Source organism: Mesorhizobium sp. 131-2-1 (genome assembly GCF_016756535.1).
Lineage (GTDB): Bacteria > Pseudomonadota > Alphaproteobacteria > Rhizobiales > Rhizobiaceae > Mesorhizobium.
This window is the reverse complement of record NZ_AP023247.1, coordinates 4,981,102-5,000,071: the sequence shown is the minus strand read 5'-3', so window position 1 is coordinate 5,000,071 and position 18,970 is coordinate 4,981,102. Positions and strand designations below refer to the sequence as shown.

The following is an 18,970-nucleotide window of genomic DNA, read 5'->3' as shown; positions in this document are numbered from 1 at the left end:
CCGCGCCTTACGGGTGGCGGTCGCCGAGGAAATCGAAGCCGTTTTCGAAGAAGTGATTGTAGTTGCAGGTCATTTCCTCGCCGGGCGCGATGTCGCGCAAGGCATACGTCTCCTCCGGCGAGGAGACATCGCAATTCGGATCGTCGTCGTGGTTCATAAAGCGCGCGTCGTCGGCCTCGAAGACGATGTAGGCCGGGTCGCGGCGGTCGGGATAGGAATAGCGGTCGAGATAGGATTTCACCGGTCCGGTCTCGCTCTCATAGGTGTCGACCTCGATCACCCGGTCGAACCTCGGGTCGAGTTTCCAGATCAGCGTGCCCCGTGGGATGTGGTTCTTGGCGAAGACGCCGATGCCCTGGATGGGCGATTTGTCGAGATAGACGTCGACGAGCAGCATGGCGGACCCTTGCGAGATGATGGCAGGCGCGGCTTCTAGAAAACCGTGCACTGGGTAGCGCGCGACAGAGCCGATTGCGAGCAGAAAATCGACGCGCTTCACACTCGAACTGAAGCGTCCCAAGGCATCATGCGCAAATCAAAAATTGATGAGCTTCGTTGTTTGCCGAGAGCAGGGTCAATCGGCCGGGCAATCGCGCCGTGGACGGGCTGCGGAGCGGCTCTCGAACGGGGTCAGCGCTGTTGCAGCGCAAGGCGCACACCAAGCGCGCAGTAGATCGCGCCGACGACCTTGCCTTGCCATTTCAGCACTGCGGGATTCCGGCGCAGGAAGGCGCCCAGCCCACCCGCGCTCACCGCGAAGACGACCGTGCTGACCAAGCCGAGCAGGACGAAGATGATTCCCAATGCCGCCAGTTGAAGCATGACCGATCCATTTTCGGGCCGCACGAATTGCGGCAGGAAGGCGAGGAAGAACAGCGCGGTCTTGGGGTTGAGCATCTCGGTGAGCACCGCCTGGCGGAAAGCCTTGCCTGCCCGGATCGCAAGCGCACCGGCGGTTGGATCGGTCGATGTCTTCTCGATGATCGCGCGGATGCCGAGATAAACGAGATAGGCCGCGCCGATATATTTGACGATGCTGAACAGCATCGCCGATGTGGCGATGATCGCCGAGATGCCGACCATCGCCATGACGGTATGGAATATATCGCCGGCCGCGATCCCGGCGCCGGTGGCGATGCCGACTTTCGTTCCGGAACTCGTCGCCCGCGCGACGGTCAGCAGCGTGGCGGGGCCGGGGATGAACACAAAGCCGAACACGACCGCGACATAGGTCGCCAATGTGGCCAGGTCGATCATTCCAAGGTCCTCCGCGACTTTTGCCAATCAAAGCCACGCCGTGGCTCTCGACGCAATGGCCTTCTCACGCGCTCGCCGCCGCCGAAACAGAATCGGCCTTGCCCGCCACCTTCAGCGCGAAGGCGTAGGTGTAGGCGATCTCTTCCAGCCTCGAGAACCGCCCGGAAGCGCCGGCGTGGCCGGACTCCATGTTGATCTTGAACAGCACCGGATTGTCGCCGCGCTTGCGCTCGCGCAGCCGCGCCACCCATTTGGCCGGCTCCCAGTAAGTCACGCGCGGATCGGCGAGACCGGCCTGCGCCAGGATCGGCGGATAGTCGAGCGCAGCCACATTGTCGTAGGGCGAATAAGTCGCGATCGTCCGGTAATCTTCGGCCGAGGCGATCGGATTGCCCCATTCGGGCCATTCCGGCGGCGTCAGCGGCAAGGTGGCGTCGAGCATGGTGGTGAGCACGTCGACGAACGGCACTTCGGCGACGATGCCGCCGAAGCACTCCGGCGCCATGTTGGCGATCGCCCCCATCAGCATGCCTCCGGCCGAGCCGCCCTGCGCGACGATGCGGTCATGCGCGGTGTAGCGCTCGGCCACCAGATGGCGCGCGCAGGCGATGAAGTCGGTGAATGTGTTCATCTTCTGGGCCCGCTTGCCGTCGTCGTACCAGCCGTAGCCCTTGTCCTTGCCGCCGCGGACATGGGCGATGGCATAGACGAAGCCGCGGTCGACCAGCGACAGGCAATTGGTGTTGAAGGAGGCCGGCACGGCGATGCCGTAGGAACCGTAGCCGTAGAGCAGGCAAGGTGCCGAGCCGTCGAGCGGCGTGTCGCGGTGATGGATGAGCGAGATCGGCACCAGTTCGCCGTCGGCCGCGGGCGCCATCAGCCGGCGCGTCACATAATGATCCGGATCATGGCCCGAGGGGACCTCCTGGGTCTTCAGCAGCACGCGCTCGCGGGTGCGCATGTTGTAGTCGAAGACCTGCGCCGGCGTCGTCATCGACGAATAGGTGAAGCGCATGGTTTCGGTGTCGTATTCGTAGGATCCCGACAGGCCGAGCGAGAACGCTTCCTCGTCGAAGAAGATGAGGTGCTCCTCGCCGCTTGCGCGGTCGCGCACGACGATGCGCGGCAGGCCCTCCTTGCGCTCCAGGCGGACCATATAATCCTTGAAGCCGATCACCGACAGGATCAGCCGGCCAGCCTCATGCGGCACCAGGTCCTGCCAGTTGGCGCGCGTCGGATCATTGGCCGGCGCCGTCATGATCTTGAAATCCTTGGCGCCGTCGGCATTGGTGAGGATGAAGAAGATGTCGCCGCCTTCCTCGAGATCGTATTGCAGGCCGGTTTCGCGCGCGGCGACCAGCTTCGGCTCCGCAAGCGGGTCGTCGGCGCGCATCAGCCGGTATTCCGAGGTCTCGTGATCGTTGATCCCGATCATGATCCATTCGTTGGAGCGCGTGCCGCCGACATCCATGAAGAAGCCCGGATCGGTTTCCTCATAGATCAGCCGATCGTTTTCGGCGTCGGCGCCAAGCGCGTGGAACAGCACCTTGGAGGGGCGGTGATTGTCGTCGAGGCGTGTGTAGAAGAACCCGTCATCGCCGGCATTCCAGACGCCGCCGCCACCGGTGTCGGGGATCTGGTCGGCCAGTTCCCGGCCGTTGCCGAGGTCGCGCACGCGCAGCGTGAAGAATTCGGATCCCTTGTCGTCGAATGCCCACAGAAGCTTTCCGTGGTCGGCCGAATGGTCGACGCCGCCGAGCCGGAAATAGGGCTTGCCTTCCGCTTCCGCGTCACCGTCAAGCAGGATCGTCTCGTCACCGCCATCACGTGGCGTGCGGAAGTAGCGTGGCTGCTCGCCCCCCAGCCGGTAGGACGAACCATAGGCATAGGGGCCGTCCTTCATCGGCACGGTGGAGTCGTCCTCCTTGATGCGCCCCTTCATCTCGGCAAAGAGCTGCTTCCGAAGCGCAGCCGTATCGGCCATCAGCTCCGCCTGGTAGGCATTCTCCGCTTCGAGATGGGCGCGGATCCGGCCGTCGAGCAGGGAAGGGTTCCTGAACATCGCCTGCCAATTGTCGGCCCGCAGCCAGGCATAGTCGTCGGTGCGGGTGAAGCCGTGATGGGTGTCGAAGACGGGTCGCTTCTCGGTCTGCGGCGGGCTGGCGGTTGGAAAGGCGGGGGATCTGGTCATTACGTCTCGCTGTGGAAGTTGCTTGAATGGCAAATGAACACGCCGATCAGCGCCGGTTCAAGGGCCCGATCATAGCCTGATGGTCGCTCTGATATTGGGCTGGGGAGAGGAAAGTTGATGATATTCTATGCTCGCACCGCCGCGGCTCTTGCCGTCGCTTCAACCGTTCTGGCCTTCGCCGGCCAGTCTCATGCAACCGCCTTCGCCGCTTGGCAAGTGTCGGGCGTGCCCTTCGGCGACCGCTCAATGCGCGTAAATATCCTTCGGGCATCTCGCAGAAGCAGGCCGCCTACCCGAACGGCACCGTGCTGCAGATGACCGGGCGCTGCACCGGCGGGATAAACCTGCTCGACATTGCGGGCCAGCCGCGCTGGAGGCAGCAGCAGACGATCCGTTACCGTTGGTGCGAAATCTGGCACGACCCGTCGCGGAACGGTCATTTCGTCACCGGCTGGGTTTATGGCAAATACATCGCGCCCTATTGATCGCGGTTCCGCCGCTCCAGCCTGGTCGCACGCGCACCAGTAATGTCTTGCAACCCGTGATTTCATTAGGATCGGGAAACCTTGCGACCTGTCGCGGGTCAAGCATAGCCGAAGCATCGAGCCGATTTTAGCTGCTTTTGCTGATGTAACGGCGGATTGACGTGGCGTCACCTGGTGCTGGTCTGACCAAAAAATCTCGCTAAGTTACGCGATGCACGAAAGTTTGAAGCTGAACAGGGAATATTTGATATATATCGTTGAATATAGCGCGATATGCGAATTGACTTACTTGACTAGTAGGATCATTAAGATAATCCGACGCGAATCGCAGAGACGCTTTCCTGAATGAAATTCGCGCGATGCCCGATCAAAAAAGGGCGCAGTTAGAAACAACTCTCGTTGGGGCCTGAACACAATGGATATCGCCGAAACACCTTCCCGAAACAGCGACGCGCTGATCGAGCTGACCGCCGATGTGGTCGCCGCTTATGTCAGCAACAATCCCGTACCCGTCGGCGAACTGCCGAACCTGATCGCCGATGTCCATGCCGCCCTGGGGCGCGTGGGTGGCACCGCCGAGGCGCCGCCCGCCGACAAGCAGAAACCCGCGGTCAACCCGAAGCGCTCCGTCCATGACGACTACATCGTCTGTCTTGAGGACGGCAAGAAGTTCAAATCGCTGAAGCGCCACCTGATGACCCACTACAACCTCACGCCCGATGAATATCGTGAGAAGTGGGGTCTCGACGCAAGCTACCCGATGGTCGCTCCCAACTATGCCGCTGCCCGCTCGCAGCTTGCCAAGAAGATGGGCCTCGGCCGCAAACGCAAGGGCCGCTGAACAGGGTCTTTCCCGTTTCGATGCCGGACGGCGCCTTCGGGCGCCGTTTTGCTTTGGCCGTGCCGGCAGCTCAGCCCGTTGCCACGCCGGCCAATCGTCCCAAAAATACGATTTGTCGGATCAGGCGGTCTGCTTCAGCGCCGTTTCGGCGTCGTGCTTGATGCGCTTGACCATCGAGCGCAGGCCGTTGGCGCGTTGCGGCGACAGATGCTCGTCGAGGCCGAGCCCCTTGAGTGTCGCTTCCGCGTCGGTCTTCTGGATCTCGCTCGCCGGCCGCCCGGAAAACAGCGCCAGCATGATGGCGACCAGGCCCCGCACGATATGGGCATCCGAATCGCCCTGGAAGGTGATGACGGGATCGGTCCCCGATCCCTGTTCGGTGGTGAGCCACACCTGGCTGACGCAGCCCGGCACTTTGTTGGCGGGACTGCGCTCGGTGTCGGGGAACGGCGGCAGCGCCTCGCCGAGCTCGATCACGTAGCGATAGCGGTCCTCCCACTCGTCGAGCAGGGAAAAGTCATCGCGGATGGTCTGGATCGTCGTCGTCATTACGCCGGATATAGTCATCCGGCATCCCCGCGTCACGGAAAAAGAAGAAAACACCGCAGGCGTCGAGAGGTCGGACGGGCCTGCGGTGTCGCCAATCAGCGGCTGAAAACTCAATTCTTCGTCGGCGCCTTTGCCGGTATGTTGACGGTTGCCGGCAGGACGATGTTCACGCTGCCGGTGGCGACGGACGTATCGGGGCCATTCGCTTGCACGTCGCTTGCCTTGTCGCCGGCCTGGGTGTCGTCCATCATGGCGGCAGCGATCTTGGCGGTCTCCCTGGCGCGGGCGCCGATCGTATGCATGGCGGATTTGCCGGTCTCGCAGACATCGGGCTTGCGCTCGCAGATGCCGGCAATGTCGCCGACCGCCTCGCGTGCCGCGAACAGCGCCTGGATCGGCCCGACGCTCTCATGGCCGGCCTCGTCGCTGCCGACATTCAGCGGCAGCGCCAGAAGCACCAGCGAAAACCAGAAAGCCATTCTAATAAGAAAGCCCATCTTGATGCCCTCTCGTCCGTGACCGGATCATGCATCCGTTGGCATGACCTCTTTATGAACTGGATCGTGGCACAGACGCGCAAAGGACGGCTTGCATGCAAACAGAAAGTTTTCCTCAAATTTTAGGCAAATTCGAAACGATTGGTTTTGCAATCAGTTTCGCTTAAATCTCATCGATTGCGTTAACTTTACAATAACCATATAACTTTTTGTTTTTTAATGATAATTTGAAAAGAGGATGCGGTCGGCGTCAAGTTTTGCGCGCCTCGTATCCACCTGCGGAGGCTAACCCTCCGTTTACCATGGCGCGAGATCGCCCAGCTTTGCCGCGCCGGCGTCCCAATATTTGCCGCGGGCCGGGCGTCCACCGGGTCAGCCTTATCCATTCCTTAAACGCTGGATGCGAGTTTCAGAGCAAGCAAAAGCGACCTGCAAAAAGCAGGGCAGTTCACGACCGGGTGCGAGTGCGTTGAGTTCGATTACGGCCAGATACGCTGAATTGCCTGGCGCGATGGCTGCCGGCTGCGAACGTATGGTCCATCCGACCATAACGGGCGTGGGCGAGCGCCTGCGCCAGCGCCGCTTCATCGGCGTCATGCTGGCGGCCCCCTTCCTTGCCGCCGGCGCCGCGGTGACCCTGGTCACATCGAGCCTTGGCGCCGCCGTCACGATGGCGGCGATCTTCACCGCCTTCGGGCTTTGCTGGTTCGCCGCGCTGCTGGTCGCGGCATCGGGCCGGATGGCGCTTGCCGGCCGTGCGGCGCTCGTGCTTGGCGGCCTTGCCCTTGCCGGGGCGATCTTCTCCGCGGGCGGGCTTGCCTCGCCAATCGCGCTGCTTGCGCTTGCACTGCCGTTCGAAGCGTGGTGGATCGGCGGCTCGCGACGCGCCGCCCTTTGCGGCGCACTGTCCGCGCTCGGCGCTGTCCTGCTGCAGCCTTTCGCCGGCTCGCTTTTGCCAGACGCCTCGGCTGGGATTGCCGCCTGGCACTGGCTCTTGCCGCTGGCCTGGGCGTCGACGCTGGCCCCGCGTCTGAATTCGCTCCGTGACGCGGACAGCCAGCCTGCGTCGCTTGCCGGCGACCGGCTTGAGGATATCATCGATGCCGTGGTCATGCGCCTCGGCCGGCAGGGCGAGGTATTGGACGCTTCGGCCAAGGCGCGCGCCATCCTGAAGCTGCAGCCGGAGCTTCTCTTCGGTACCGGCCTGTTCGAACGCGTCCACCTCGCCGACCGTGTCGACTATCTCTCCGCGCTCGCAGACATGCGCGACGGTGCCGCCATGCGTCGGGTCGACCTGCGCATCCGGCTGCCGCGCGATGGTTCAGGCGCCGCCGACAATTTCCGGCCGTTTCGTCTTCAGCTGATGCGAGGCGAGCTGCAGGACACTTTTACGCTGCTGCTCAGCGAAAACGACGATGTCGCGGCGCTGCGCGAAGAGCTCGCCGCCGCCAACGAAACGGCCGCCGCGGCCGAAGTGGCGAAGGGCCGCTTCCTCGCCGTGGTCAGCCACGAGCTTCGCACGCCGCTCAACGCCATCATCGGCTTCTCCGATATGCTGCTGCATGAGATGTTCGGGCCCTTCGGCGATCCGCGGCAGAAGGAATATGTCGGCCTGGTCAGGGATTCCGGCCAGCATCTCCTCAGCGTCGTGACCTCAATCCTCGACGTTTCCCGGATCGAGGCCGGCGCCTACGCGATGGAGCCGGAGCCGTTCCGCTTCGCCGAAGCGGTCGACATGTGCCGGTCGATGATGCGGTTGCAGGCCGAGGCCAAGCACATCGGGCTCGCCACGCAGATCGCGCCGGATGCGGGCGAGATCAACGCCGACCGCCGCGCCGTGCAGCAGATCCTGATCAACCTCGTTTCCAACGCCATCAAGTTCACGCCTGACGGTGGTGATGTCGTGGTCGGCGCCAAGCGGGTCGGCTCGCGGCTGCACTTCTGGGTCAGCGATACCGGCATCGGCATCGCCGAGGAGGATTTCGCCAATCTCGGCAAGCCGTTCATGCAGATCCAGAACGACTATACGCGCCGCTTCGAGGGGACCGGGCTCGGCCTCTCGCTGGTCAAGGGCCTTGTGGCGCTGCACGACGGCACGATGTCGATCGAAAGCATGCCGGGCGAGGGCACCACGGTGACGATCAGCCTGCCGGTGAACGGGCCGAAAGGTCGTTCGAAAGACAAGAGCGATGGGGTGTTGGCGATACCCGCGGTGAAGACCAAGGGGCATGCGAAAGGGGACAGGAATGGCTCGCTCCGCAAAACAGCCTAGGGCGGTCAAGCGTCAGAGCAGTGCCTTCGAGGAGGGCGCGATCGCACTCGGCGGCATGATCTCGCGCAATCCGGTGCTGGTCGGCGGTTCGACCGCTTTCCTGGTGACGCTGTTCTATGTCTCGGCCAACGCGCTCTGGTACCAGCCATTCCCGCATGCCGGCGCCTTCTTCGCCACCAGGAGCATCGAGGACTTTCCGCGGGCGGGCGCGGATGAGCCGGAGACCACCATCAACATCGTGCGGCCGGCGGTCAAGAGCGACCCCACCGTCGAACAGGTCCAGGGCATATTGAAGGATCTCGATTTCTACTCCGGCACCGTCGACGGCATCACCGGCCCCAACACGCGCAAGGCCATCCAGGCCTATCAGCAGAAGGTCGGCCTGCCGGTCACCGGCGAGATCGACGCCGTTCTGCTCGACCAGCTCGGCGCCAAGCAGACGACGGCGGCCATCCCGCATCCTGTTCCGAGGCCGGTGGACAGCGCCATGGCCCCGGCAGCGGCGTCCGCGCCGGTCCCAATTCCGGTCTCCGCGCCGGCCGATGCTGCCGCGCAGACGCCCGACGCCCGCATCATCAAGATCCAGGCCGGGTTGAAGGCCTTCGGCAATAACGACATGCAGCTCGACGGCGTCGTCGGCGCCCGCACCAAGGCGGCGATCAAGGAGTTCCAGTCGTTGTTCGGCTTACCTGAGACCGGCGAGCCCGACGAGATCGTCTACGTCAAGATGCGCGAGATCGGCCTCACCAACTGAGCGCCGGGCGACAGCTGGGGCAATCTGTTTTGGTTTCCGGCCCGATGCTGTAAGGAGCCGCGCATGTCGTCCGGAATCCTGCCATGCGCGTGACCACCGATCTGTGGGTGTCGGCCCTCTTGCGCCGGGTGTTCGCTGCCGGCGGTTTTGCCGCGGTGGTCAAGCGCGGCGCGGCCGAGGCGGGTGCGGTCTTCGTGCTGTCGCGCGGCCGCCTGGGCGAGGTCGCCCTGTTCGGGCCGGCGCCGCAGACCAGCTACGATTCGGCCAAGCCCGACGAGCGCTTCTTCAGCCTGCTTGGTGCCGGTGACGATGCCGCGCCGTTCGACGCCAGGCTGGAGCGCGAGAAGAAATTCGATCCCGACATCTGGGTGGTGGAGATCGAGGCCGGCGCCGTTCCGGTAGAGGAGCTTTTGTCCGTCAAGATGGACTCATGACGCCTTGAGGTTTGCGACCGCGTCGTCGCTGTTCGAGGCCCTGCGTTCCTCGGCATTCGCCACCTCGCTTGCATTGCCGCGGATCGCCCGCGACAGGGTCTCGGCCTTCCAGGCGCGCACCTTGTCGAGTGCGGCCTCGCGGTGCAGCAGGCGGTAGCGGTCGAGGAACAGGCGGATCGCCTGCGGGTGCGGAAACTCCCGGGGATATACGGCGACGGCGATCAGGAAGGCCCGGTCCTCGTTGAGGTCGAGCGCGCGCAAGGCGGCAAGCAGCGCGGCATAGCTTGCCTGTTCGGTCAGCGCCCGCGCCGTCTGGAAATCGATATCGAGCGCGTCCGCCAGCGCCGTCTGGAAGAAGGCGGCGTTGCCGGTCAGCGCCGTCTCGCGCAGCTTGCTGTAGGTCGACGGGGCGATAAACGGATTGACGCTCTCGGTTCCAGCTTCGGGCCGCATCATCGCGCGCAGCCGGCGCCTGGCATTTTCGGCGGCGATGCCGGGCGCCTCGCGCACGTCCGCGCCGGCGGCAATCGCGGGCTCGTCCATGGTCGGTGCCGCATCGGCCGTTGCGGGTGCCGGCTCGGCCGTCGCGGGCAATGCCTGGACGATGGGCTGTGGCGGCCGCACCCTGACCAGCATCGGCTTTTCCAGCGCCTTGATCAGGTCCGCGATGGTCGGGTTCAACCCCTTGCGGCGGGCGATGGCGCGCGCATGCGGCAGGCCGTGGCGGCCGATCAGCGCGATGAGGTCTATGTCGCTCAGCGCCCGCGAGCGGGTGAGCAGCGGCGCCGCGGTTTCGACCGGCTCTTCCGCCAGCCGCCGCACCAGGGCGGGGGGCGCATATTCGCATTCGGACAGCGCGGCGGCGACGTAGCGGCGCGATTCGACCGATACGTCGTCGAACAGTGGCAGCGTCAGGTCCTCGAGCTGGCTGATCTCGCGGCGCGAGGGACGGGTGAGCGAGCAGAAGGCGGAAACCGCGGCGCGGAACAGCCTTTCGGCCTTTCCCGCCTCCGTCCGAACAGCGATTTGCCTGAAATCCGAAGATGACACGGAGGATACGCCCGATACTCGACACAACCCCGGCGACGCTCGACCGAACCGTGCCGGTTGCGCGTCGCCAGAGAACAAAGTTCAAATTAGCGGCGATCCGTTAGCGCCCCGTTAACCTAAGGCCCAAACGCATAGGCAACTCCAAATCGGTGAAGTGCGCCACAGACGTGAAAAGGTCCGGCTGATACGTGATTAACCGGACCGGAAGAGCGTTTGAGGTTTCGGGCCAAATGTTTTGAGCGTTTCAGCGAATTTAGCTGAAAAAACAGCCCGTTAATTTACGCTCCGTTAACCCTCTGCCCGCCTTAATCATATTTGGAGGCGTTGCGTTGTGCTCCGGGGCAACCGAGAGGAATACGCGAACCATGGGCATGGTACTGTCTTTCGTGCCGCGACCGGCACCCGTAAATCGAACAGTTCAGGACACCGGCACGCCGGCGGCGGTGATTATCTTCCCCGGCGTCCGCTATGAACAGCCGCCGCTGAACGGCCAGTCGCGGCCGGCGGGTCCGGACAAGCCGCCGCGGACGCCTATTCCGCATCACTAGAGCGCTGCGCAAAAGACGCTCTAGCACTTGGAATCCCTCGTGCGCCGGCGGATCAATAGTCCTGCAATTCGCAGGAGCTCTGCTCCAGGAACCGCGACACGATCGGTTTCCAGCTGTCGTCCGGCACGAAGGCGCGGATGACGAAGATGCCTTCCTCGATCGGCGCCTCGACGAAGATCGCGCCCTGCAACTCCTCCGGAAGCGCCCGGCGCACATCGATCATCTGCGCCGGCGTCAGCACCACCGTGTCGAGCACGCCGTCGGTCGCGGTGTGGTCGTTGAAGGAATAGAAATTGTGGCCGTTGCGGTCGTAGACCGAGACCGACCAGAACGGCACGTGGCCCGGCGCCTTGATGCGCACCATGCCTTCGGCGAGGTCGAAGCGGCAGGCGGCCGCGTAGAAGAGCGGATCGACCGATTTCACCACCGGCGCGCCGCCGGCCTCGGCGTCGAGCCTGGTCATCCTGTAGAGGTCCGAAGCCATCGCCAGCCGCGACCAGGCATCGCGCTCGGAGAATTCCGGCACCAGCATCAAAACGATGATGTGGACGATGCCGGCGCCGATAAGGCCCAGCAGCACGGCGTGGAAGAGCCTACGCATTGCAGCCCACTTTCACGATGCTGGGCAGCGTCACGTCGGAAAGGCCGGTGCTGCTGGCGATCGGCGTGTCGTAGAAGGTGAGCACGAAATACATCTTGCCGAAGCCGTCGGTCAGCAGCCAGTTGCCGGGGGCGGCGCGATTGCCGACGGCGATGGTCACCGAATTGTCGGGCTGGCGCAGCACCTGGTAGGACTGGAGCGCGGCCAGCCTCGCCTTGCCCGTGTCGACCACGCCGAGCGACTGGTCGGCGGCATAAAGCGTCCAGAAGCGGGCGGTGGGGAATCCGCCTTCGATCGTATAGGCGCATTCGCGCTTCAGCGGTTCGCCGCCGGCGTCGCGCTCGGCGATGAAGGACAGACCCTCGGCCTTGCCGAGCGCCAGCACGCCCTCGCGCGCCACGCGCGCCTTCGAATAGGGGTCGGCGCCTTGCGTGCCGATCTCGGGAAAGGCCGTCCACTGGCCGATCCTGATCGCACCGACGCCGTCCTGCGCCTGCAGCGCATACCAGACGCTGCCGCCGCCGACGCCGACGGCAATGGCAAGCGAAAGCAGCGTCAGGAGGGCGGTCTTGAGCATGGAGAGCCGGTGAATGAAGGACTTGCCGCTCGGGGATATCGCGCCGCGGGGCCTCGTGGCAAGCCGGCTTGCTGTAAAGGCGTGGTGATACTCGGCTGATGCCTGCAAATGCTGCCAGTTCGCACCGATCCGATGCCTGTGCTTGAAGCCGCCGCCATTTCGTTCCACATCGATGGGGATGAAAGGCGAGACAGAAGAGCGCCGTTGGACTTTGGTGTGGGCCTTGCCCGCATCGCTGATCCTGCATGTGCTCATCGCAGCATTTCTGGTCTACAGCCTGCCGAGGCCGGCTCAGCAGCCGGATTGGGAACAGCCGGTCAATGTCGCGCTTGTGCCTCCGCCCGAGCAGCCAAAACCGAAGCCTCCGCCCGCACCGGAGCCAAAGGAACCCGAGACCGAAAGGTCGCCGGAACCGAAGGCTGAAAAACCACCCGAGCAAAAGGTTGAAAAGCCGCCCCAGCAGGAAAGGCAGCCGTCGAAGCCACCGCCAATTGCGGTGCTAAAGCCCGTTTTTCAGTACGGCGACAAGGATACCGGTCCGAGGAAATCCCTGGATGGAGCCGGCGATCGAGACAACGCGCCGTCGCCAGCCAAGAATGACGATTCGAAGCCGCCTGCCGTGCCGAAGCCTGCAGCAGACCAATCTGCCGCGCAAGCAGACTCCGATCAGCAGGCAGATCCAAGCAAGGCTGACGAGAAGCCGGTAACCGCCGCGACGGACGCCAAGCCCACGCAGAGCGAGGAGAAGCAGGCAACCCGGGACACGGATAAACTTCAGGCAGACGCACAAGAGGCAGGAGCGCAAACCGTGAAAAGGCAAACAGCTATGGCGTCAACGCCGCTGGGTGCCGAGAGCGACGGTAAGGTCGAGCTTCCGGCCGCGGCCGAAAAGCAAGAAACCAAACCCGCAAATGTGCTGAAGTTCAGGCCAGCAAACGTCTCGAAGTCCCGGAGCATGAGCGCCGGGACGCGAAGTTCCAGCAACGCCGGCGTTGCTGCATCGCCGATCTATTCGGGACTTCCGGGTGTTCGAAAGCTCTACTCACATGGCGCTACCGGCGATGCGCTGGCCACAAGCTCCATGACCGATGTGCCTCGCGATAAGCGGGTTGCCAACCTTTGCGGCAGCATTTTGAACCAGGAATTGCGGGACGCCTCCTATTCTCCCAAATGGCTGCCATCTATTCCGCTGAAGGTGGGCAATGTTCTTAGCCCTCCGCAGGCCGCCTTCAGCACGGCAACCACTTGGTACCGCCTGAGCTTCCGGTGCGAGGTCGACACCGATGCGACGAGGGTCTTGTCGTTCAACTTCCGTGTCGGTGCTGAGATCCCGCCCGGCGAATGGGGCCGTCTCAGATTGCCTAGTCTCCACTAAAGCATGTCTCCCGAAAGCAAGAACCGGTTTCGAGACAAAGACGTGCGTAGAATCAAACCTATAGCGCCGACAGCGTCTCCGGCGCCTTGGGCGCGTCGAGCACAGGGGCTGTCTGGAACGCCTTGGTCATCTCGCGCAGCATCTGCGTGGTCTGGCTGGACAGCACCGGCGGCCGCTCGGCCTGGGCCTGCGCTGCGGTCTCCTCGGCATTCTTCTGGGCGGCCTCCTCGGCCTTGGCCGCGACTTCCGGATCGACGAACGGATGATCGAGGCCGGGGATCGGCTTCAGGTCGATATTCTGGTGCGCGTAGACCATCAGCCGCTGCCAGACCATGGCCGGCAGCGTGCCGCCGGTCATCTTGTTGGTCGGCGTGAAGTCGTCATTGCCGAGCCAGACGGCGGCCGTGTAGTTGCCGGTGAAGCCGACGAACCAGGCATCGCGGTAGGATTGCGTCGTGCCGGTCTTGCCGGCGACGACGATGTTGGGGAGCTGGGCGCGCCGCGCCGTGCCGATCACCGGCACCGCCGCCAGCATGGTGTTCATGTATTTCAGCGCCTGTTCCGACAGCACCCGGTGCGACGGCGGGGCGTCCTTGGTCCAGTCGTAGACCACCTCGCCGGTGCGGGTGACGAGCTGGGTGATGCCGTGCCTCGAGCCGACGAAGCCGTTCTGCGCGAACACGCTGTAACCCGTCGCCTGGTCCATCACCGTCATGCCCGACGTGCCGAGCACCATGGTCTTGTGCCCTTCCAGCGGCGACTCCACGCCCATCGCCTCGGCCATTGCCTTGATCGGCCCGATGCCGAGATGGTCCTTGGCGAGCCGCACCGGCACCGTGTTGATCGACTTGGCGATCGCCGTGATCAGCGTCACGTTGCCGGCCGAGCCACCATTGTAGTTGTGCGGCGACCAGCCGCCCCAGCTAATAGGGCCGCCGGAAACTACCGAATCCGGCGTGAAGCCATGTTCCATGGCGGTGGCGTAGACATAGGGCTTGAACGAGGAGCCGGTCTGGCGCAGCGCCTTGGTGGCGCGGTTGAACTGGCTGGCGCCGTAGTCACGGCCGCCGACGATGGCGCGCACCGCGCCGTTGGTCTCGATCACCACCACCGCGCCTTCGGTGACGTTGTATTCCTTGCCGAACTGGCGCAGGTGGAATTCGACGGACTCCTCGGCCGCCTTCTGGATGTTGGCGTCGAAAGTGGTGTGCGCGACCAGCGAATGCTGGCCGGGCTTGGCGATCTTCTTGACCTCGTCGAAGGCCCAGTCGAGGAAATAGTCCGGGCTCTTCTGCTCGCCGCGGTCGACGACGTCGGCCGGGTGCAGTCTCGCCTGCAGCACCTGGCCCTCGGTCATGAAGCCGGAATCGACGAGGTTGGACAGCACGACATTGGCGCGCGCGCGGGCGGCCGGCAGGTTGATGTGCGGGGCGTATTTAGTCGGCGCCTTGAATAGCCCGGCCAGCATCGCCGCCTCGGCGAGGTTGAGGTCCTTGACGCTCTTGCCGAAATAGAAATCCGCCGCCGCCTCGATGCCGAACGTGCCCCCACCCATATAGGCGCGGTCGAGATAGAGCTGCAGGATCTCCTTCTTCGACAGGTTCGCCTCCAGCCACAACGACAGGAAAGCTTCCTTGATCTTGCGCTCGAAGGTGCGCTCGTTGGTCAGGAACAGGTTCTTGGCCAATTGCTGGGTGATGCTGGAGCCGCCCTGCACGACCGAGTTGGCGCGCACGTTCTCGAAGATGGCGCGCGACAGGCCGAGCACGTCTATGCCGTAATGGTCGAAGAAGCGCCGGTCCTCGGTCGCCAGCACCGCCTTGATGACATGGTCGGGCATTTCGTCGACCGGCACCGAGTCGCGCTGGATGATGCCGCGCTGGCCGATCTCGTTGCCGTAGCGGTCGAGGAAGGTGACGGCGAAGTCGCCCTGCGCGCGCCAGTCGCCGGCAGTGATCTCGAAGGCGGGCATCGCCAGCGCAAGCAGCACGACGATGCCGCCGGCGCCCATGGTGACGCCTTCGCTGAGCACCTCGATGATGCCGCGCCGCCAGCCCTTGACGCGGAAGCGCCGCGAAAAGATCGTCGCCGCTTCCCAGAATTCCCTGGCCTTGAAGCCGATTTCGTAGAGCGAGGAATCGAGCCACGCGTCGACGGCAAGCAGCGCCGAGGCGATGCGGCCTCTTCTCTTGCGTGGTCTCGAAGGACTTGCCATTCCAGAATTCCGCCCCAGCGCACTTCCCCAAAACGGCATGGGCAGTTTCGAGGGTGGCTCCCTGACTGACTATTCGACCATTTTATCACCGCTCACAAGGGCAGCGAAGCCACACACAAGCTTTGTTGATCGCTAAGGTTGATAGCGGGTACTCGAGCGATATCACCGCGCCGCGATGAAGCGCATGAAATGCGCCACATCCGCATCGCTCGGCTCCTGGCCGGTGAAGGCGCGCAGATAGGCCGCGAGATGGCTGACGCGCGCCTCGACCGGTTCTTTGAGGTCGAGCACATAGTAGCCGATCTGCATGTAGTAGAGCACGCGCGCCCGGATGAAGGCGTCCTCCGCGTCATAGCCGTGCCGGCGGTACATGTCGCGGATGGCGATGAGGCGCTCGTCGTCCGCCTGGTCGATCACGCGGCGCACATCGTCTGAACGCCTGGCCCATTCGCGGACGGCGAAGTCGAGCCTGGGATCGAACAGCCGCTCGTCGGCCCAGCATTCGAAGACGTTCATGACGCCCATGATGATGGTTTCGGAAGGGCGCCTTGCGCGCTCGACAATGGCCTTGGTGTTGGTGTCGTGCCAGTGCGCCAGCAGCTGGTCGAGCAGGTCCTGGCGGCTTTCGAAATACCAGTAGAAGCTCGAGCGCGACACGCCGAGCTTCTGGCCGAGCGGCAGCACCCGCACGCTCTCTATGCCGTCCGAGATCAGCGTCTGCAGCGCCAGATTGATCCAGTCCGAGCGCGTCACCTTGATGTTGCCGGGCGCCGGCTCGTCCTGCGGAGAAATCATGATCATGGACACACAAGTGGCACGCCCGGTCACGGCGCGCAAGCTCTGGACATAAGTGTCTAGACACATGTGTACAGTGCATATATGGTCATGGCTTCCAACGAGAGGGAGAGGCTCGTGAAATCGCATTATCGCGCGGTCGTCATCGGGGGTGGGGTGGTAGGTGCCTCCGTGCTTTACCATCTGGCGCGCTTCGGCTGGAGCGATGTGGCGCTGATCGAGCGCGCCGAACTGACGGCCGGCTCGACCTGGCACGCGGCGGCCGGCTTCCATGCGCTTAATGCCGATCCCAACGTGGCGGCGTTGCAGGACTACACGATAAAACTCTACCGCGAGCTCGAGGCCGAGTCCGGCCAGAATGCCGGCCTGCACATGACCGGCGGCGTCAACATGGCGAGCGACCCGCAGCGCTGGGAATGGCTGAAATCGGTCTGGGCGGTGTTCCAGTCGGTCGGCATCGAAACGGCGCGGCTGGTGACGCCTGAAGAGATCAAGGAGATCTGCCCGATCGTCGATGTCAGCGATGTGTTGGGCGGCCTCTACGATTCCAACGAAGGCCATCTCGACCCCTATGGCACGACGCATGCCTATGCCGGTGCGGCCAAGAAGCGCGGCGCCGATGTCATCCTGCGCAACCGCGTCGTCGAGCTCAGGCAGCGTGCCGATGGCGGCTGGGATGTCGTCACCGAGCAAGGTACGATCGTCGCCGAGCATGTCGTCAATGCCGGCGGTCTCTGGGCAAAGCAGGTCGGCCGCATGGCAGGCGTCGAGCTGCCGGTGACACCGATGGAGCACCATTATTTCGTCACCGAGGACATTCCCGAAGTGGCCGCTCTCGACAAGGAACTCGGCCTCGCCGTCGATCTCGACGGATTTTCCTATCTGAGGCAGGAGCGCAAGGGCGTGCTGCTCGGCGTCTACGAGCAGAACCCGAAGCACTGGAACATGGACGGCGCGCCCTGGGATTACGGCATCGAGCTGATCCCCGAGGATATCGACCGCATCAGCCCGGAGCTGTCGAAGGCCTATGAGCGCTTCCCTTGCCTGGCGAAGGCCGGCATCCGCAAATGGGTCAACGGCGCCTTCACCTTCACGCCCGACGGCAACCCGCTCGTCGGCCCGGTGCGCGGCTTGAAGAATTACTGGGTCGCCTGCGGCGTCATGGCAGGCTTCAGCCAGGGCGGCGGCGTCGGCAAGTCGTTGGCCGAATGGATGATCCATGGCGAGCCGGAGGCCGACATCTTCGGCATGGACATCGCCCGCTATGGCGCCTTCGCCGCCAACCGCGAATATCTCAGGCAGACGACAGGCCAGTTCTACGCGCGCCGCTTCGTCATGACCTTCCCCAATGAGCGGCTGCCGGCCGGCCGGCCGCTGAAGCGGCCCGGCGCCTATGACGGCATGACGGCGGCCGGATGCGAATGGACTTCGTCCTGGGGCCTGGAGATCCCAGCCTATTTCGCGCCGATGGGGTTCCGCGAGGAGACGACGCTGAAGCGTTCCAACGCCTTCGATATCGTCGGCGACGAGGCCCTCCAGGTGCGTCGCGCCGCGGGGCTGGCCGATACATCGGCCTTCTCGCGCTATGCCATATCCGGCGCGGGCGCCGAGGCCTGGCTCGACCGGCTGCTGGCCTGCAGCCTGCCGAAGCCGGGAAGCGCCAAGCTCGCGCCCATGCTCGGCCATGACGGGCGCCTGAAGGGCGATCTCACCGTGCTCAACTGGGGCGGCGGAGAGTACTGGATCATGGGCTCCTACTATCTGCGCGAATTCCACATGCGCTGGTTCGAGGCGCATCGGGCCGACGGCGTGACCGTCACCGACATCTCCGACACCGTGTCGGGCTTCCTCGTCACCGGGCCGAATGCGCGCGAGATCGTGGCGCGCACCACGCATCAGGATGTCTCGGCCAGCGCCTTGCCGTTCATGGCCTGCGGCGCCTTCGACATCGGCATGGCGCGCGCCCGGGTTGCGCGCCTCTCCATCGCCGGCGAGCTCGGCTTCGAGATCAACTGCCCCGCCGTCCTGCATTCCACCATGCGCGAGACGCTGCTTGCCGCCAGCGAGGATCTCGGTCTCGCCGAGATCGGCTTCTATGCCCTCAACGCGCTGAGGCTGGAGAAGAGCTTCGGCATCTGGTCGCGCGAATTCACCCAGGCCTATACGCCCGGACAGACCGGCCTCGACCGCTTCATCGCCTTCTCCAAACGCGACTTCATCGGCCGCGACGCGGCGCTGAAGGAACGCGACGCCGGCGTCTCGCGCAGGATCGCGACGCTGGAGATCGATGCCGTCGACGCCGACGCCAGCGGCTTCGAGCCGGTCTGGCACAAGGGCCGGCGCGTCGGCTTCGTCACCTCCGGCGGCTATGGCTACACGGTTGGCAAGAGCGTCGCGCTGGCGTTGCTGGACGACGAATTTACCGGGGAGGGGACCACTCTTTCGGTGCACATTGTCGGCGTCGAACGGCCGGCTCGCGTCATCTCCGCCTCGCCCTACGACCCCGAGGGCAAGGCGATGCGGCAATGA

At 64.1% G+C, this 18,970-nt stretch carries 18 protein-coding genes; 8 read left to right on the top strand and 10 right to left on the bottom strand.

Annotated elements, in window-relative coordinates; all coding sequences use genetic code 11:
- Positions 1–7: 7 nt before the first annotated feature.
- The 3 genes from JG743_RS24505 to JG743_RS24495 all read right to left on the bottom strand — a co-directional run bounded on the left by JG743_RS24505 (position 8) and on the right by JG743_RS24495 (position 3,448).
- Entirely contained in the window at positions 8–397 is a 390-nt protein-coding gene (locus tag JG743_RS24505) for an SET domain-containing protein (RefSeq protein WP_202302931.1), read from the bottom strand.
- Positions 398–630: 233 nt separating this feature from the next.
- Complete coding sequence (locus JG743_RS24500; protein WP_202293356.1) at positions 631–1,257, bottom strand: LysE family translocator; 627 nt, start codon at positions 1,255–1,257, stop codon at positions 631–633.
- Positions 1,258–1,321: 64 nt separating this feature from the next.
- The gene (locus JG743_RS24495; protein WP_202293354.1) at positions 1,322–3,448 is read right to left on the bottom strand and encodes a S9 family peptidase; all 2,127 of its coding nucleotides are present in this window, start codon (positions 3,446–3,448) and stop codon (positions 1,322–1,324) included.
- Positions 3,449–3,657: 209 nt separating this feature from the next.
- On the opposite strand from JG743_RS24495, the gene JG743_RS24490 reads away from it, so the two are divergent.
- Together JG743_RS24490 and JG743_RS24485 are read left to right on the top strand one after the other, a co-directional pair.
- Entirely contained in the window at positions 3,658–3,933 is a 276-nt protein-coding gene (locus JG743_RS24490; RefSeq protein WP_342215670.1) for a hypothetical protein, read from the top strand.
- 415 nt (positions 3,934–4,348) lie between these two features.
- The gene (locus tag JG743_RS24485) at positions 4,349–4,774 is read left to right on the top strand and encodes a MucR family transcriptional regulator (RefSeq protein ID WP_126055781.1); all 426 of its coding nucleotides are present in this window, start codon (positions 4,349–4,351) and stop codon (positions 4,772–4,774) included.
- A gap of 120 nt (positions 4,775–4,894) precedes the next feature.
- Here the strand turns inward: JG743_RS24485 and JG743_RS24480 are convergent, their stop codons facing one another.
- Complete coding sequence (locus JG743_RS24480) at positions 4,895–5,323, bottom strand: SufE family protein (protein ID WP_202302929.1); 429 nt, start codon at positions 5,321–5,323, stop codon at positions 4,895–4,897.
- 110 nt (positions 5,324–5,433) lie between these two features.
- Positions 5,434–5,820 carry a DUF5330 domain-containing protein gene (locus JG743_RS24475; RefSeq protein ID WP_202293352.1) on the bottom strand — a complete coding sequence of 129 codons (387 nt, stop codon included), beginning with the start codon at positions 5,818–5,820 and terminating at the stop codon, positions 5,434–5,436.
- A gap of 532 nt (positions 5,821–6,352) precedes the next feature.
- Between JG743_RS24475 and JG743_RS24470 the strand changes: the two genes are divergently transcribed.
- The 3 genes from JG743_RS24470 (at position 6,353) to JG743_RS24460 (ending at position 9,280) form a co-directional block, all read left to right on the top strand.
- Entirely contained in the window at positions 6,353–8,092 is a 1,740-nt protein-coding gene (locus JG743_RS24470; RefSeq protein ID WP_202293350.1) for an ATP-binding protein, read from the top strand.
- On the top strand, positions 8,067–8,846 hold the full coding sequence (locus JG743_RS24465) for a peptidoglycan-binding domain-containing protein (RefSeq protein WP_202293348.1): 780 nt from the start codon (positions 8,067–8,069) through the stop codon (positions 8,844–8,846). The genes JG743_RS24470 and JG743_RS24465 overlap by 26 nt, the downstream gene beginning before the upstream one ends.
- 83 nt (positions 8,847–8,929) lie before the next feature.
- Positions 8,930–9,280 carry a DUF1491 family protein gene (locus JG743_RS24460; RefSeq protein ID WP_202293346.1) on the top strand — a complete coding sequence of 117 codons (351 nt, stop codon included), beginning with the start codon at positions 8,930–8,932 and terminating at the stop codon, positions 9,278–9,280.
- Here JG743_RS24460 and JG743_RS24455 read toward each other — a convergent pair.
- Positions 9,275–10,330 (bottom strand): DUF2336 domain-containing protein, encoded by a 1,056-nt coding sequence (locus JG743_RS24455; RefSeq protein WP_202293344.1) that lies wholly within the window; start codon positions 10,328–10,330, stop codon positions 9,275–9,277. The genes JG743_RS24460 and JG743_RS24455 overlap by 6 nt on opposite strands.
- A gap of 365 nt (positions 10,331–10,695) precedes the next feature.
- Here JG743_RS24455 and JG743_RS24450 point away from each other — a divergent pair, with 365 nt between their 5' ends.
- Entirely contained in the window at positions 10,696–10,878 is a 183-nt protein-coding gene (locus JG743_RS24450; protein WP_244672898.1) for a hypothetical protein, read from the top strand.
- A 52-nt stretch (positions 10,879–10,930) separates the two neighbouring features.
- Here the strand turns inward: JG743_RS24450 and JG743_RS24445 are convergent, their stop codons facing one another.
- Together JG743_RS24445 and JG743_RS24440 are read right to left on the bottom strand one after the other, a co-directional pair.
- The gene (locus JG743_RS24445) at positions 10,931–11,479 is read right to left on the bottom strand and encodes a DUF1254 domain-containing protein (RefSeq protein ID WP_202293342.1); all 549 of its coding nucleotides are present in this window, start codon (positions 11,477–11,479) and stop codon (positions 10,931–10,933) included.
- Positions 11,472–12,056, bottom strand: a complete 585-nt coding sequence (locus JG743_RS24440) for a DUF1214 domain-containing protein (RefSeq protein WP_202293340.1) — start codon at positions 12,054–12,056, stop codon at positions 11,472–11,474. Before JG743_RS24440 ends, JG743_RS24445 begins: the two co-directional genes overlap by 8 nt.
- A gap of 178 nt (positions 12,057–12,234) precedes the next feature.
- Between JG743_RS24440 and JG743_RS24435 the strand changes: the two genes are divergently transcribed.
- Positions 12,235–13,431, top strand: a complete 1,197-nt coding sequence (locus JG743_RS24435) for a DUF930 domain-containing protein (protein WP_202302925.1) — start codon at positions 12,235–12,237, stop codon at positions 13,429–13,431.
- Positions 13,432–13,489: 58 nt separating this feature from the next.
- On the opposite strand, the gene JG743_RS24430 is transcribed toward JG743_RS24435, so the two are convergent.
- A complete protein-coding gene (locus JG743_RS24430) occupies positions 13,490–15,646 on the bottom strand; it encodes a transglycosylase domain-containing protein (protein WP_202293338.1) in 2,157 nt (718 codons plus the stop codon).
- A 162-nt stretch (positions 15,647–15,808) separates the two neighbouring features.
- On the bottom strand, positions 15,809–16,447 hold the full coding sequence (locus JG743_RS24425) for a TetR/AcrR family transcriptional regulator (RefSeq protein WP_202293336.1): 639 nt from the start codon (positions 16,445–16,447) through the stop codon (positions 15,809–15,811).
- A 111-nt stretch (positions 16,448–16,558) separates the two neighbouring features.
- On the opposite strand from JG743_RS24425, the gene JG743_RS24420 reads away from it, so the two are divergent.
- The gene (locus tag JG743_RS24420; protein ID WP_202293334.1) at positions 16,559–18,970 is read left to right on the top strand and encodes a GcvT family protein; all 2,412 of its coding nucleotides are present in this window, start codon (positions 16,559–16,561) and stop codon (positions 18,968–18,970) included.